Raw genomic sequence first — 16,146 nt, forward strand, 5'->3', positions numbered from 1 at the left:
TTTGAGATTCCTTGATTAGCTGAAAGTTTGAGGGAGAACCTGAGCCCCGGGGGCTCAGGCCTTCTTGATGACGGTTTCGGCGATGTTGTTCGGCGCCGGCTCGTAGTGGTCGAACTCCATCGAGAACGTGGCGCGACCCTGGGTCATCGAACGCAGCTGGGTGGCGTAACCGAACATTTCGCCCAGCGGGATCATCGCATTGATGACAACGCCCGAAACGCTGGTGTCCGAACCCTGCAGCACGCCGCGACGACGGCTCACGTCGCCCATCACGTCACCCTGGTAGTCCTCCGGGGTCACGATCTCGACCTTCATGATCGGCTCCAGCAGCACCGGCTTGGCCTTGGCGAAGCCCTGCTTGAACGCCATCGACGCGGCCAGCTTGAACGCCATTTCCGAGGAGTCGACGTCGTGGTACGAACCGAACACCAGCTTGACCTTCACGTCCACCACCGGGAAGCCGGCCAGCGGGCCGCTGGTGATGGTTTCGCGCAGGCCCTTTTCGACCGACGGGATGAATTCCTTCGGAATCACGCCACCGGTGATCTCGTTCAGGAACAGGAAGTCGTCCTTGATGTCGGCGCCGTGCTTCTCGCGGTCGGCCGCGGTGATCGGGGACATCTCGATCACGACGTGACCGTACTGACCCTTACCACCGGACTGCTTGGCGTGCTTGTAGTCCGACTTCACGTCCGTGGCCTGGATGGTCTCGCGGTACGCGACCTGCGGCTTGCCGACGTTGGCCTCGACGTTGAACTCGCGCTTCAGGCGGTCGACGATGATGTCCAGGTGCAGCTCGCCCATGCCCGAGATGATCGTCTGGCCCGACTCTTCGTCGGTCTTGACGCGGAACGAGGGGTCTTCCTGCGCCAGGCGGCCCAGCGCCATGCCCATCTTTTCCTGGTCGGACTTGGTCTTCGGCTCGACCGCCATCGAGATCACCGGCTCCGGGAACGCCATGCGCTCCAGGACGATCGGGGCGTCGATGGCGCACAGGGTGTCACCGGTGGTGACGTCCTTCAGGCCCACCGCCGCGGCGATGTCGCCGGCCAGCACTTCCTTGATCTCGTCGCGCTGGTTGGAGTGCATCTGCAGGATGCGGCCGATGCGCTCCTTCTTGTTGCGCACCGAGTTCAGCACCTGGTCGCCGGCGTTCAGTACGCCCGAATAGACGCGGAAGAAGGTCAGCGAGCCCACGAACGGGTCGGTCATGATCTTGAACGCCAGCGCCGAGAACGGGGCCTTGTCGCTGGATTCACGCGACATTTCCTTGCTCTCGTCGTCGATGTCGGTGCCCTTGACCGCCGGCACGTCGACCGGCGACGGCAGCAGCTTGATGACGCCGTCGAGCATGGCCTGCACGCCCTTGTTCTTGAACGCCGAGCCGCAGAACATCGGCACGATCTCGGTCGCCAGCGTACGGGTACGCAGCGCGTTGTAGATCTCGTCCTCGGTCAGCTCCTCGCCGCCCAGGTACTTCTCCATCAGCTCTTCGCTGGCTTCGGCGGCCGACTCGACCATGAACGCGCGCGCTTCCTCGGCCTGGGCCTGCAGCTCGGCCGGGATGTCGCGATACTCGAAGCTCATGCCCTGGGACTTTTCGTCCCACGCGATGGCCTTCATCTTCACCAGGTCGACCACGCCCTGGAAGTTGTCCTCGGCGCCGACCGGGATCTGCATCGGCACGGGCACGGCGCCCAGGCGGGCCTTCAGCTGGTCGCGGACCTTGAAGAAGTTGGCGCCGGTGCGGTCCATCTTGTTGACGAACGCGATGCGCGGCACGTGGTACTTGTTGGCCTGGCGCCACACGGTCTCGGACTGCGGCTGCACGCCGCCGACGGCGCACAGCACGAACACCGCACCGTCGAGCACGCGCAGCGAGCGCTCCACTTCGATGGTGAAGTCGACGTGCCCGGGGGTATCGATGATGTTGAAGCGGTGCTCCGGCATGGACTTGTCCATGCCCTTCCAGAACGCGGTGGTGGCAGCGGACTGGATCGTGATGCCACGCTCCTGCTCCTGCTCCATCCAGTCCATGGTGGCGGCGCCATCGTGCACCTCACCCAGCTTGTGGCTCTTGCCGGTGTAGAACAGGATGCGCTCGGACGTGGTGGTCTTGCCGGCATCGATGTGGGCCATGATGCCGAAGTTGCGGTAACGCTCGATGGGAGTGGTGCGGGCCACGGGGAGCCTCTCAGATTTTTCGGATTTCGGAATGGCCGAATGCCGCCTTTCGGCGGCCTTCGGGTTGACGCGGCGATTCTGTCACCGCGAGGTGACACGCAGATGGTGTCACCGGCCTGTGTTCACAAGGCCTTCAAACTCACCAGCGGTAGTGCGCGAACGCCTTGTTCGCTTCCGCCATGCGGTGGGTTTCTTCACGCTTCTTGATGGCGCCGCCACGGTTTTCCGAGGCGTCCAGCAGCTCGGCGGCCAGCTTGCGCGGCATCGAGTTCTCGCCACGCTTGCGGGCCGATTCGATCAGCCAGCGCATCGCCAGGGCCATCTTGCGCGAGGCGCGCACTTCGACCGGCACCTGGTAGGTGGCGCCGCCGACGCGGCGGGACTTCACTTCGACGGCCGGAGCCACGTTGTCCAGCGCCTTCTGCACCAGCTCGATGGCATTCGGATTCTTTTCACCGATCACGTCCATGGCGCCGTACACGATCTTCTCGGCGACGGACTTCTTGCCGCTCTGCATGACCATGTTGATGAAGCGGGCGATGGTTTCGCTTCCGTGCTTCGGATCGGGCAGGACGGAACGCTGCGGAGTATTACCCTTACGCGACATAGTGCTCTCTCCTTAGGCCTTCGGACGCTTGGCGCCGTACTTGGAACGGGCCTGGCGACGCTTGGCGACGCCGGCGGCGTCGAGCGAGCCACGAACGGTGTGGTAACGCACACCCGGCAGGTCCTTGACGCGACCGCCGCGGATCAGGACCACGGAGTGCTCCTGCAGGTTGTGGCCTTCACCACCGATGTAGGAAATCACTTCTTCCTGGTTGGTCAGGCGGACCTTGGCAACCTTGCGCAGAGCCGAGTTCGGCTTCTTCGGAGTGGTGGTGTAGACACGGGTGCAGACGCCACGGCGCTGCGGGCACTTGTCGAGCGCCGGCGAGGCACTCTTGTAGGTGGTCGCTTGCCGCGGCTTGCGGACCAGCTGGTTGATCGTCGCCATCAGTAGGTTCTTCTGATTGGGGCCGCAAAAAACGGCCAGATGCGGAAAATGGAAAGCAGGCCCGAAATTCAGGCCTGCCGAGACAGACGATTGTAGCAACCCGTCCAGAACGCAGTCAAACGCGTCCCTTCCAGGCCAGCCCTGATCCCGGGCTGTTACAGGGGGGCCTCCATGTACCCCGTTCAGGTTGAACCGCCGGCCCGCGGACGGACCGGCAATCCTTCAAAGCGCCCGGCCGATGGCCGGACCTACCTCACTCCTCGCCGCCTGCAGCCTGTTCAGCTTCAGCCGACGCAACCTCCGACTCGACCGCCACCGCCGTACCGGCCAGGGTCTCGATCTCCGACTCGGTCAGGCCGGAGGCGCCACGACGGCGCTTGGTGTGGTACGCAAGGCCGGTACCCGCCGGAATCAGGCGGCCGACGATCACGTTTTCCTTCAGGCCGCGCAGGTTGTCCGCGGTGCCGCGCACGGCAGCCTCGGTCAGCACGCGGGTGGTCTCCTGGAACGACGCGGCCGAGATGAACGACTCGGTCGCCAGCGAGGCCTTGGTGATGCCCAGCAGCACCGGATCGAAGCGGGCCGGCAGTTCGTTGCGCGCCACCAGCCTGGCGTTCTCCTCGATCACGCGCTGGCGCTCGGCCTGCTCGCCATTGAGGAACTTGCTGCCGCCCTGGTCGACGATCTCGACCTTGCGCAGCATCTGGCGCGAGATCACTTCGATGTGCTTGTCGTTGATCTTCACGCCCTGCAGGCGGTACACGTCCTGGATTTCCTTGACCAGGTAGCGCGCCAGTTCCTCCACACCCTTCAGGCGCAGGATGTCCTGCGGGCTCGGCTCGCCGTCCACGATGGTTTCGCCGCGGCTGACGTGCTCGCCTTCGAACACGATGATCTGGCGGTACTTCGGAATCAGCTCCTCGTGCTCGGAACCATCGGTGTCCTTGATGATCAGGCGCTGCTTGCCCTTGGTGTCCTTGCCGAAGCTGATGATGCCCGAACGCTCGGCCAGGATCGCCGGATCCTTCGGCTTGCGCGCTTCGAACAGGTCGGCCACGCGCGGCAGACCGCCGGTGATGTCGCGGGTCTTCGACGCTTCCTGCGGGATCTTGGCGACCACGTCGCCCACGCCCACCGGGGCGCCGTCCTGCAGGTTGACGATCGAACGCGGCGGCAGCAGGTACTGCGCCGGCAGGTCGGTGCCCGGGATGGTCAGGTCGTTGCCCTTGGCATCGACGATGCGGACCAGCGGACGCAGATCCTTGGCCTGCGAACCACGACGCTTCGGATCGGTGATCTCGCGCGAGGCCAGGCCGGTCAGCTCGTCGGTCTTCTCGATGACGGTGACGCCGTCGATGAAGTCGATGAAGCGGATGAAGCCTGCCACTTCCGACACGATCGGGTGGTTGTGCGGATCCCAGTTGGCCACGGTCTGGCCGGCCTTGATCTCGGCGCCGTCCTTGACGGTGATGGTCGCGCCGTACGGCAGCTTGTAGCGCTCGCGCTCGCGGCCGTGGGCGTCGAGCACCGACACTTCGCCCGAACGCGACACCGCCACCAGCGAACCGTTGGCGTGTTCGACGTGCTTGAGGTTGTTGAACTTGACCGAACCGGTGGTCTTGACGGTGATGTTGTCCACCGCCGCCGCACGCGACGCCGCGCCACCGATGTGGAACGTACGCATGGTCAGCTGGGTGCCCGGCTCGCCGATCGACTGCGCGGCGATGACGCCGACCGCTTCGCCGATGTTGACCAGGTGGCCACGGGCCAGGTCGCGGCCGTAGCAGCGCGAGCACACGCCGAAGGCCGATTCGCAGGTGATCGTCGAGCGCACCTTGATCGACTGCACGCCGGCTTCTTCCAGCTTGTTCACCCACTGCTCGTCCAGCAGCGTGTTGCGGGTGACGATCGGATCCTCGTCGTTGCCCGGCAGGAACACGTCCTCGGCCACGACGCGGCCCAGCACGCGGTCCTTCAGCGGCTCGACCACGTCGCCGCCTTCCACGATCGGGGTCATGGTCAGGCCGTCGATGGTGCCGCAATCGACCTCGGTGATCACCACGTCCTGCGCCACGTCGACCAGGCGGCGGGTCAGGTAACCGGAGTTCGCGGTCTTCAGCGCGGTATCGGCCAGGCCCTTGCGGGCGCCGTGGGTGGAGTTGAAGTACTCCTGCACGTTCAGGCCTTCGCGGAAGTTCGCCTTGATGGGCGTCTCGATGATCGAACCGTCCGGGCGCGCCATCAGGCCGCGCATGCCGGCCAGCTGGCGGATCTGCGCCTGGCTACCACGGGCGCCGGAGTCGGCCATGATGTACAGCGAGTTCATCGACTTCTGGTCGACGATCTTGCCTTCCGAATCCTCGACCTTCTCGGTACCGATGGTTTCCATCATCGCCTTGGCGATGCGCTCGTTGGTGCGCGACCAGATGTCGACCACCTTGTTGTAGCGCTCGCCGGCGGTGACCAGGCCGGACTGGTACTGCTCCTGGATTTCCAGCACTTCCTGCTCGGCTTCGCCCAGGATGCCCTTCTTCTCGTCCGGGATCAGCATGTCGTCGATGCCGATCGAAACGCCGGCGCGGGTCGCGTAGGCGTAGCCGGTGTACATCAGCTTGTCGGCGAACACCACGGTGTCCTTCAGGCCAAGCAGACGGTAGCTCTGGTTGATCAGGCGCGAGATGTTCTTCTTGGTCATCTCGGTGTTGCACAGCTCGAACGGCAGGCCCTCGGGCATGATCTCGCTCAGCAGCGCACGGCCGACGGTCGTGTCCTGGATCGAGGTCCTGCTGACCTTGTTGCCGTGCTCGTCGCGCTCGACCTGGGTGATGCGCACCTTGACCTTGGCGTGCAGCTCGACCACGCGGTTGTCGTAGGCGCGCTTCACTTCATTGGTGTTGGCGAACACCATGCCCTCGCCCTTCTTGTTGATCAGGGCGCGGCTGAGGTAGTACAGGCCCAGCACCACGTCCTGCGACGGCACGATGATCGGCTCGCCGTTGGCCGGCGACAGGATGTTGTTGGTGGACATCATCAGCGCACGCGCTTCCAGCTGGGCTTCCAGCGAGAGCGGCACGTGCACGGCCATCTGGTCACCGTCGAAGTCGGCGTTGAACGCGGTGCAGACCAGCGGGTGCAGCTGGATGGCCTTGCCTTCGATCAGCAGCGGCTCGAACGCCTGGATGCCGAGGCGGTGCAGGGTCGGCGCGCGGTTCAGCAGCACCGGATGCTCGCGGATGACTTCTTCCAGGATGTCCCAGACTTCGCCTTCCTCGCGCTCGACCAGCTTCTTGGCGGCCTTGATGGTGGTGGCCAGGCCGCGGCGCTGCAGCTTGGCGAACACGAACGGCTTGAACAGCTCCAGCGCCATCTTCTTCGGCAGGCCGCACTGGTGCAGCTTCAGGTACGGACCGACGGTGATCACCGAGCGGCCGGAGTAGTCCACGCGCTTGCCGAGCAGGTTCTGGCGGAAGCGGCCCTGCTTGCCCTTGATCATGTCGGCCAGCGACTTCAGCGGGCGCTTGTTGGTGCCGGTGATGGCGCGGCCGCGGCGGCCGTTGTCCAGCAGCGCGTCGACCGATTCCTGCAGCATGCGCTTTTCGTTGCGCACGATGATGTCCGGAGCGTTGAGCTCCAGCAGGCGGCGCAGGCGGTTGTTGCGGTTGATGACGCGGCGGTACAGGTCGTTCAGGTCGGAGGTCGCGAAGCGGCCACCATCCAGCGGCACCAGCGGACGCAGGTCCGGCGGCAGCACCGGCAGCACAGTCATGACCATCCACTCCGGACGGTTGCCCGACTCCAGGAAGGCCTCGACCAGCTTGATGCGCTTGGTCAGGCGCTTGAGCTTGGTTTCCGAACCGGTGGAGGCGATCTCCTCCTTCAGCTTCACCATCTCGGCCTGCAGGTCGATGGTGCGCAGCAGTTCGTACACGGCCTCGGCGCCCATGGCGGCGTCGAAGTCGTCGCCGTGCTCCTGGCGGGCCTGCAGGTACTGCTCTTCGGTCAGCAGCTGGCGGCGCTCCAGGGCGGTCAGGCCCGGCTCGGTCACCACGTAGGCTTCGAAGTACAGCACGCGCTCGATGTCGCGCAGGGTCATGTCCAGCATCAGGCCGATGCGCGACGGCAGCGACTTGAGGAACCAGATGTGGGCGACCGGCGAGGCCAGGTCGATGTGGCCCATGCGCTCACGGCGCACCTTGGCCAGGGTCACTTCGGTGCCGCACTTTTCGCACACGACGCCGCGGTGCTTCATGCGCTTGTACTTGCCGCACAGGCACTCGTAGTCCTTCACCGGGCCGAAGATGGCGGCGCAGAACAGGCCGTCGCGTTCCGGCTTGAAGGTGCGGTAATTGATGGTTTCCGGCTTCTTCACCTCGCCGAAGGACCAGGAGCGGATCAGGTCCGGCGAAGCCAGGCCGATCTTGATCGCGTCGAAGTCCAGCGTCTGGCGCTGCTGGTTGAAGAGATTGAGCAGGTCTTTCATGGTGTTCTCCGAAAGGAGGAATGCTGTGTCGATGGGCTGTCAGGTCGCTGCCGGCGGCGCCGCCGCATCACTGCGGCGGCGCCTGCGCGATCAGTTGTCTTCCAGTTCCATGTTGATGGCCAGGGAGCGGATTTCCTTCACCAGCACGTTGAAGGATTCCGGCATGCCCGCGACCATCTCGTGCTCGCCGTCGACGATGTTCTTGTACATCTGGTTGCGGCCCTGCACGTCGTCGGACTTCACCGTCAGCATTTCCTGCAGGGTGTAGGCCGCGCCGTAGGCTTCCAGCGCCCAGACTTCCATCTCACCGAAGCGCTGGCCGCCGAACTGCGCCTTGCCGCCCAGCGGCTGCTGGGTGACGAGCGAGTACGGGCCGGTCGAACGGGCGTGCATCTTGTCGTCGACCAGGTGGTTCAGCTTCAGGTAGTGCATGTAGCCGACGGTGGTCTTGCGGTCGAACGCCTCGCCGGTGCGGCCGTCGTACAGCTGCATCTGCGTCTTGCTGGCGTTGAAGCCCAGCTGCTCGGTGTCCTTGTCGCCGTCCGGGTACGCCAGGTTCAGCATCTCGCGGATCTCGTCCTCGTGCGCGCCGTCGAACACCGGGGTGGCCATCGGCACGCCGTCGGTCAGGTTCTTCGCCAGCGCCACCAGCTCCTCGTCGCTGAACTGCGACAGGTCGACGCGGTCGCCGGCCAGCTTGCTGTCGTGGTTGTAGATCCTGCCCAGGAACTCGCGCAGCTCGCTGACCGCGCGCTGCTGCTCCAGCATCTTCTGGATGCGCTTGCCCAGGCCCTTGGCGGCCCAGCCCAGGTGCACCTCGAGGATCTGGCCGATGTTCATGCGCGACGGCACGCCCAGCGGGTTGAGGCAGATGTCCACCGAGGTACCGTCGGCCATGTACGGCATGTCCTCGACCGGCACCACGTTGGAGACCACGCCCTTGTTGCCGTGACGGCCGGCCATCTTGTCGCCCGGCTGGATGCGGCGCTTCACGGCCAGGAACACCTTGACCATCTTCAGCACGCCCGGGGCCAGGTCGTCGCCCTGGGTGATCTTGCCGCGCTTGTCGGCGAAGCGGCGTTCGAATTCCTTCTCGTGCGCCTGAATCTGCTTCTGCGCGCGCTCGATGGCTTCCGACGCGTCCTCGTCCTTCATGCGCAGGGTGAACCAGTCGGCCTTCTTCAGGCCGTCCAGGAAGGCGTCGGTGATGGTGTCGCCCTTCTTCAGGCCGGCACCGCCGTTGGCCACCTTGCCGACGATCTGCGAGCGCAGGCGCGCGTAGATCGCCGCTTCCAGGATGCGGAACTGGTCGTCGAAGTCCTTCTTGACGCGCTTGATCTCGTTCTCTTCGATCTGGCGCGCGCGCTTGTCCTTCTCGATGCCGTCGCGGGTGAAGACCTGCACGTCGATGACGGTGCCGTCCATGCCCGGCGGAACGCGCAGCGAGCTGTCCTTAACGTCGGAGGCCTTCTCGCCGAAGATCGCGCGCAGCAGCTTCTCTTCCGGGGTCAGCTGGCTTTCGCCCTTCGGCGTGACCTTGCCGACCAGGATGTCGCCGGCGCGGACTTCGGCGCCGATGTACACCACGCCGCTCTCGTCCAGGCGGTTCAGCGCCTGCTCGGAGACGTTCGGGATGTCGGCCGAGATTTCCTCCGGCCCCAGCTTGGTGTCGCGCGCGACGCAGGTCAGCTCCTCGATGTGGATCGTGGTGTAGCGATCCTCTTCCACCACGCGCTCGGAGAGCAGGATGGAGTCTTCGAAGTTGTAGCCGTTCCACGGCATGAACGCGATCAGCATGTTCTGGCCCAGGGCCAGTTCGCCGATGTCGGTGGACGGGCCGTCGGCCAGCACGTCGCCGCGCGCGATCACGTCGCCCACGTTCACCAGCGGACGCTGGTTGATGCAGGTGTTCTGGTTCGAACGGGTGTACTTGATCAGGTTGTAGATGTCGACGCCGGCGTCGGCGGCATCGGTGATCTCGTTCTCGTTGACCTTGACCACGATGCGGCCGGCGTCGATCTGCACGATCTCACCGCCGCGGCGGGCATTCACGGTCACGCCCGAGTCGCGCGCCACGGCGCGCTCGATGCCCGTGCCCACCAGCGGCTTCTGCGCGCGCAGGGTCGGAACGGCCTGGCGCTGCATGTTGGCGCCCATCAGCGCGCGGTTGGCGTCGTCGTGCTCCAGGAACGGCACCAGCGCCGCGGCGACCGACACGGTCTGCATCGGCGAGACGTCCATGAAGTGCACTTCCGCCGGCGGCTTCAGCAGCGACTCGCCCTGGTAACGGCACGGCACGAACTGCTCGGTGAGCATGTTCTTGGCATCGGTCAGGGCGTTGGCCTGGGCGATGACGTACTCGTTCTCCTCGATCGCCGACAGGTACTCGACGTCGTCGGTGACCTTGCCGTCCACGACCTTGCGGTACGGGGTCTCGAGGAAACCGTACTGGTTGGTGCGGGCGAACACGGCCAGCGAGTTGATCAGGCCGATGTTCGGGCCTTCCGGGGTTTCGATGGTGCAGACGCGGCCGTAGTGGGTCGGGTGCACGTCGCGCACTTCGAAGCCGGCGCGCTCGCGGGTCAGGCCGCCCGGGCCCAGTGCCGAGACGCGGCGCTTGTGCGTCACTTCCGACAGCGGGTTGTTCTGGTCCATGAACTGCGACAGCTGCGAGGAACCGAAGAATTCCTTGATGGCAGCGGCGACCGGCTTGGCGTTGATCAGTTCCTGCGGGGTCAGGCCCTCGGATTCGGCCATCGACAGGCGCTCCTTGACCGCGCGCTCGACGCGAACCAGGCCCACGCGGAACACGTTCTCGGCCATTTCGCCGACCGAACGCACGCGGCGGTTGCCGAGGTGGTCGATGTCGTCCACCACGCCACGGCCGTTGCGGATCTCGGTCAGGACCTTGATCACGTCGAGGATGTCCGAACCATCGCCATGCGCGGCGACCAGGCGCTTGGACTCCTCGTCGTTGCGCTCGCCGAAGTACTTGCTGTCGTACAGCACGGCTTCGCCGGTGACTTCCTTGCGGCCGACGCGGCGGTTGAACTTCATGCGGCCGACCGTGGACAGGTCGTAGCGCTCGAAGGTGAAGAACAGGTTGTGGAACAGGTTCTGCGCGGCGTCCTTGGTCGGCGGCTCGCCCGGGCGCATCATGCGGTAGATCTCGACCAGGGCTTCCAGCTGGGTCTTGGTCGGGTCGATGCGCAGGGTGTTGGACAGGTACGGACCGCGGTCAAGGTCGTTCACCCACAGGGTGCCGACCGCGTCCACGCCGGCCTTGCGGAAGTTCTGCAGCTGCTCTTCGGTGATCTCGTCGTTGGCCTGGGCCAGCAGTTCGCCGGTGTTGGCGTCGACCACGTCGTGCGACAGGATGCGGCCGACCAGGTAGTCGTCCGGCACGGCCAGCGCGGCGATGCCCGAGGCCTGCAGCTGCTTGACGTGGCGCGCGGTGATGCGCTTGCCGGCTTCCACGATGACCTTGTCGCCATCGGCCAGGTCGAAGCCCAGGGTTTCACCGCGCAGGCGCTCGGCCACCAGCTCCAGCTGCACACCCTCGCCTTCCGGCAGGATGTGGAAGGTGTTGATGTCGAAGAACTCGTTGAGCATTTCTTCGTTGTTGTAGCCGAGCGCGCGCAGCAGGATCGACACCGGCAGCTTGCGGCGGCGGTCGATACGGGTGAACAGCGCGTCCTTCGGGTCGAACTCGAAGTCCAGCCAGGAGCCGCGGTAGGGAATGATGCGGGCGCTGTACAGCAGCTTGCCCGAGCTGTGGGTCTTGCCGCGGTCGTGGTCGAAGAACACGCCCGGCGAACGGTGCAGCTGCGACACGATGACGCGCTCGGTACCGTTGACGATGAAGGTGCCGTTGTCGGTCATCAGCGGGATCTCGCCGAGGTAGACCTCCTGCTCCTTCACGTACTTGATCGCCTTGGTGGACGATTCCTTGTCGTAGATGACCAGGCGCACGGTCACGCGCAGCGGCGCGCCGTAGCTCATGCCGCGCTGGCGGCACTCGCGCTCGTCGAACACCGGCTCGCCCAGCTTGTAGCCCACGTACTCGAGGGCGGCATTGCCGCTGTAGCTGGAGATCGGGAACACCGACTTCAGCGCGGCGTGCAGGCCGTGGTCGGAGCGCTTGGCCGGATCAACGTTTTCCTGCAGGAACTCGCGGTACGAGTCGACCTGGATGGCGAGCAGGAACGGCACCTCGAGGATCGAGCGCTGCTTGCCGAAATCCTTGCGGATGCGCTTTTTTTCGGTGTACGAATAGGACGTCATGGGATCTTCCACCTTGTTGTGCGGGCCGTGCGTCCACGACCCGGAAGGGAACTTTTAAATTGTCAGTTGGAAGTCGCTGGTATTGCCGGCACCAGCACGCCTTCTCCCGCTACTTCCAACTGCCAACTCGTCTGCCTGCCGCCCTGCCCGCCGCGCGATGCGCGGGCCGGCCGGGGTTGGAACGCAGCCCGTGTTGGGCTTTTCACCGCACCGGGCATGCCCGGCTCTACAACGACCAAAGGCCGGGGGCTTTAGGCCCCCAGCCCTGGCTGCATCGCCGTGATTCGATGGCGACGCAAGGGAACTGCTTACTTCAGCTCGACGGTGGCGCCGGCGGCTTCCAGTTCCTTCTTGAACTTCTCGGCGTCTTCCTTCGAAGCGCCTTCCTTCACGACGCCACCGGCCTCGGCCAGATCCTTCGCTTCCTTCAGGCCCAGGCCGGTGATGGCGCGGACGGCCTTGATGACTTCGACCTTCTTGGCGCCGGCATCCTTCAGGATGACGTTGAACTCGGTCTGCTCTTCGACGGCAGCGGCCGGGCCGGCAGCGGCGACGGCCATGACCGGGGCGGCGGCGGAAACGCCGAACTTGTCTTCGATGGCCTTGACCAGCTCCATCACTTCCATCAGGGACTTCTCGGCGATGGCGTCGACGATCTGTTCGTTGGTAAGGGACATTTTGATTACCTTTGGAAAATATTCTGGATTGAGGTTCTATTCAGAACCACGGGAACGTCGAACTCAGGCGGTTTCAGCGGCCGGCTCGGCAGCTTCGACAGCCGCACCACCGTTCTGCTTCTCACCAACAGCCTTGACGGCGCGCGCGAACATGGTGACCGGCTCGGTCAGGACGCGGGCCAGCATGGCCAGGGCCTGATCACGGGTCGGCAGCGATGCCAGCACGTCGACGTGGCTGGCCGGGAAGATTTCCCCGCCGATCGCCACGACCTTCGCCTTCAGCTTGTCGTTGCCCTTGGCTGCTTCCTTGATCAGGCGACCGGCGGCGCCGGGCTCCTCGAGCGAAAACGCATACAGCAGCGGACCGACCATCTGGTCCTTAGCGACTGCGAAATCGGTGCCTTCGACGGCGCGCGCGGCCAGCGTGTTCTTGACAACCTTCAAGAAAACGCCGGTTTCGCGGGCCTGCTTGCGCATCGCGGTCATCTGGGCGACCGTGGTGCCAGCGTATTCGGCTGCGATCAAGGAGTGGGCCTTGGCGGCGACGTCTGCCAGTTCGGCGACTACTTCTTGCTTCTGGGACAGATTGAGAGCCATTGCACTCCTCCAATTGAACTCCGCTTACGGCTCCTGCCGTGTGCGGTCCTGTGCGGCATCCGTCCTGGACGCCGGGAACATCGGGATGATGCTCCGGGGGGTGGGCCGTTCTAGACCTGGAGTGGGCCAACCTGGGAAACCCAGACGTGCGTGAACCAGAAAAACTCCAGAAGGGCACCATCTACGCAGGGTGATTCCGGGGAATCGATTAAGCGATCCCGCTATGCCGGCGGCGACTCCTTGCCAGATCGAGCTTCCCTGCCCGTCGCCGGTATGCGCTGACCGCGCCTGCGGTCTTTGACGGCTACCGCGGACGATGCGCTGCCCGCGATGCCTTCAAATGTCACGGCCACGGCACCGGGGTGCCGCGACCGCTTGAAACGATTACTTCAGGGTCAGCGACGACTGGTCGACGGTGACGCCCGGGCCCATCGTCGAGCTGACCGAAACCTTCTGCAGGTAGGTGCCCTTCGAGGTGGCCGGCTTGGCCTTGATCAGGTCCAGCAGCAGCGCCTGCAGGTTCGACTGCAGCGCGGCGTTGTCGAAGCTGGCCTTGCCGATGGTGCAGTGGATGATGCCGGCCTTGTCGGTGCGGTAACGGACCTGGCCCGACTTGGCGTTCTTCACGGCTTCGCCCGGGTTCGGGGAAACGGTGCCGACCTTCGGGTTCGGCATCAGGCCGCGCGGGCCCAGCACGGTGCCCAGCTTGCCGACGACGCGCATGGCGTCCGGGGTCGCGATGACCACGTCGTAGTTCAGGTCGCCGGCCTGCATCTTCTCGGCCAGGTCGTCCATGCCGACGGCTTCGGCGCCAGCGGCCAGGGCTTCGTCGGCCTTGGCACCGGCCGGAGCGAACACGGCCACGCGGACCGACTTGCCGGTACCGGCCGGCAGCACGGTCGAACCGCGCACCTGCTGGTCGGACTTCTTCGCATCCACGCCCAGACGCACAGCCACGTCGATCGACTCGACGAACTTGGCCTTGGTGGCGGTCTTCAGGATGTTGATCGCGTCCTCGAAGGCATAGCTCTTGCCCGGGACGACGGCGGCCTTGATGGCCTTCTCACGCTTGGTCTGTGCCATCTGATTAACCCTCCACCACCAGGCCCATGGAACGGGCCGAGCCCGCGATCGTACGCACGGCGGCGTCCAGGTCGGCAGCCGTCAGGTCCGGCTCCTTCGCCTTGCAGATTTCTTCCAGCTGCTTGCGGGTGACCTTGCCCACCTTGTCGGTGTTCGGGCGCTTGGAACCGGACGTGATACCGGCCGCCTTCTTGAGCAGCACGGTGGCCGGGGTGCTCTTGGTGATGAAGGTGAAGGTACGGTCCGAGTAGGCCGTGATGATCACCGGCACCGGGATGCCCGGCTCCAGCTTCTGCGTGGCGGCATTGAACGCCTTGCAGAATTCCATGATGTTCAGGCCGCGCTGACCCAGCGCAGGACCGACCGGCGGCGAGGGGTTGGCCTGACCGGCCTTCACCTGCAGCTTGATGTAACCGACAACTTTCTTTGCCATTTGAGTGCTCTCCGGGTGCTAGCGCCTTGCGACAACAGGCTCCCCATCGGACCGGGAATCACGCGTCCCGGCATCGCGTTTTGAAATCTTGGAATCGCGGCAAAGGCCACCTCTCGGCAGCCTTTGGTTTCAGCCCCTCGCAGGGAGCCGGCAATTCTAGCGGTTTTTTCCAGGGCCAACCTGAACAGGCTGGCCCTGCGGATCAGACGGCCTTCTCGACCTGGCCGAACTCGAGCTCGACCGGGGTGGCGCGACCGAAGATCAGCACCGACACGCGCAGGCGGCTCTTTTCGTAATTGACTTCCTCGACCACGCCGTTGAAGTCGTTGAACGGACCATCGATGACGCGGACCATCTGGCCCGGCTCGAACAGCACCTTCGGGCGCGGCTTTTCGACACCTTCCTGGACGCGATCCAGGATGGCGGCGGCCTCGTCGTCGCGGATCGGCAGCGGACGGTCGGCGGTACCGCCGATGAAACCCATCACCTTCGGGGTTTCCTTGACCAGGTGCCAGCTTTCGTTGTCGATGCGCGGAATGCCGGCTTCCTCGTGGGTCTCGATCTGGACCAGCACGTAACCCGGGAAGAACTTGCGCTCGGAACGGCGCTTCTGGCCGGAACGCATTTCCACCACTTCCTCGGTCGGAACCAGGACGTCGCCGAAACGCTCCTCCATGCCCTCGCGGGCGATGCGGTCACGCAGGGCCTGGGCTACCGACTTCTCGAAGCCCGAATAGGCGTGGACGACGTACCAACGTTTCACTGTTATCTCCTCAACGCCCCAGGAACCACTGGGTCAGCTTCTGGATCGCGAAGTCGAAGCCGCCCAGCAGCAGACTCAGCACGATCACCACCACGATCACCACCCAGGTCATGCGGATGGCTTCCTGGCGGGTCGGCCACACGACCTTGCGCAGCTCGAAACGGGATTCGGAAAGAAATTCGCGGACCTGGTGGCCCTTGGCGGTGAGCATGAACAGCGCGCCACCGGCGACCAGCCCCACGACCACGGCCAGCGCGCGCAGCTGACCTGCCCACGCACCCAGCTGGACCGAACGCACGGGAGCGGAGAACCAGAACCAGACGAACAAGCCCGCCAGCACCAGCAGGGCGGCGCCGACGTACTTGACCATATCGCCACCGGAGGCGGCGCTCTTGGAATGCTCGATCTTGCTGTTCATCCGGCTCTTGTTGCGGGCGCGACCAAGGTCACTGGATAGAGTGTGGCAAGTGGCACGCCAGGAGGGACTCGAACCCCCAACCTGCGGTTTTGGAGACCGCTGCTCTGCCAATTGAGCTACTGGCGTATGACTTGGCTTGTTTCACGTCCCTTAGACGGCGAAGGCGGACCGAGGTTCCCGGCCCGCCATTCGCGTACCAGCGGCAGACTCAACCACCGCCGGGTACTGCAGGC

The 16,146-nt window shown here is 64.8% G+C and carries 11 protein-coding genes and 1 tRNA gene; all 12 read right to left on the bottom strand.

Translation table 11 applies throughout. The features are described from left to right. Nucleotides 1–54: 54 nt before the first annotated feature. Nucleotides 55–2,184 carry an elongation factor G gene (gene fusA, locus AC06FP_RS16675; protein WP_478076324.1) on the bottom strand — a complete coding sequence of 710 codons (2,130 nt, stop codon included), beginning with the start codon at nucleotides 2,182–2,184 and terminating at the stop codon, nucleotides 55–57. A 139-nt stretch (nucleotides 2,185–2,323) separates the two neighbouring features. Further along, nucleotides 2,324–2,791 carry a 30S ribosomal protein S7 gene (gene rpsG, locus AC06FP_RS16680; protein ID WP_104938134.1) on the bottom strand — a complete coding sequence of 156 codons (468 nt, stop codon included), beginning with the start codon at nucleotides 2,789–2,791 and terminating at the stop codon, nucleotides 2,324–2,326. A 12-nt stretch (nucleotides 2,792–2,803) separates the two neighbouring features. Next, nucleotides 2,804–3,178 (bottom strand): 30S ribosomal protein S12, encoded by a 375-nt coding sequence (rpsL, locus tag AC06FP_RS16685; RefSeq protein WP_004145320.1) that lies wholly within the window; start codon nucleotides 3,176–3,178, stop codon nucleotides 2,804–2,806. Nucleotides 3,179–3,431: 253 nt separating this feature from the next. After that, on the bottom strand, nucleotides 3,432–7,658 hold the full coding sequence (rpoC, locus tag AC06FP_RS16690) for a DNA-directed RNA polymerase subunit beta' (protein WP_456118283.1): 4,227 nt from the start codon (nucleotides 7,656–7,658) through the stop codon (nucleotides 3,432–3,434). Between the two features lie 90 nt (nucleotides 7,659–7,748). Further along, a complete protein-coding gene (gene rpoB, locus AC06FP_RS16695) occupies nucleotides 7,749–11,942 on the bottom strand; it encodes a DNA-directed RNA polymerase subunit beta (RefSeq protein ID WP_456118282.1) in 4,194 nt (1,397 codons plus the stop codon). Nucleotides 11,943–12,250: 308 nt separating this feature from the next. Beyond that, on the bottom strand, nucleotides 12,251–12,619 hold the full coding sequence (gene rplL / locus AC06FP_RS16700) for a 50S ribosomal protein L7/L12 (protein ID WP_054663288.1): 369 nt from the start codon (nucleotides 12,617–12,619) through the stop codon (nucleotides 12,251–12,253). Nucleotides 12,620–12,682: 63 nt separating this feature from the next. After that, entirely contained in the window at nucleotides 12,683–13,216 is a 534-nt protein-coding gene (gene rplJ / locus AC06FP_RS16705) for a 50S ribosomal protein L10 (RefSeq protein WP_104938131.1), read from the bottom strand. A gap of 384 nt (nucleotides 13,217–13,600) precedes the next feature. Next, the gene (gene rplA, locus AC06FP_RS16710; protein ID WP_054663283.1) at nucleotides 13,601–14,299 is read right to left on the bottom strand and encodes a 50S ribosomal protein L1; all 699 of its coding nucleotides are present in this window, start codon (nucleotides 14,297–14,299) and stop codon (nucleotides 13,601–13,603) included. A 4-nt stretch (nucleotides 14,300–14,303) separates the two neighbouring features. Continuing rightward, entirely contained in the window at nucleotides 14,304–14,732 is a 429-nt protein-coding gene (gene rplK, locus AC06FP_RS16715; RefSeq protein ID WP_054663281.1) for a 50S ribosomal protein L11, read from the bottom strand. 202 nt (nucleotides 14,733–14,934) lie between these two features. Continuing rightward, on the bottom strand, nucleotides 14,935–15,495 hold the full coding sequence (gene nusG, locus AC06FP_RS16720; RefSeq protein ID WP_433853774.1) for a transcription termination/antitermination protein NusG: 561 nt from the start codon (nucleotides 15,493–15,495) through the stop codon (nucleotides 14,935–14,937). Nucleotides 15,496–15,505: 10 nt separating this feature from the next. Continuing rightward, nucleotides 15,506–15,913 carry a preprotein translocase subunit SecE gene (gene secE, locus AC06FP_RS16725; RefSeq protein WP_456118281.1) on the bottom strand — a complete coding sequence of 136 codons (408 nt, stop codon included), beginning with the start codon at nucleotides 15,911–15,913 and terminating at the stop codon, nucleotides 15,506–15,508. A 50-nt stretch (nucleotides 15,914–15,963) separates the two neighbouring features. After that, a tRNA-Trp gene (locus tag AC06FP_RS16730) sits at nucleotides 15,964–16,039 on the bottom strand. Nucleotides 16,040–16,146 lie beyond the last annotated feature (107 nt).

This window comes from Stenotrophomonas sp. Steno-Z2, assembly GCF_056393235.1.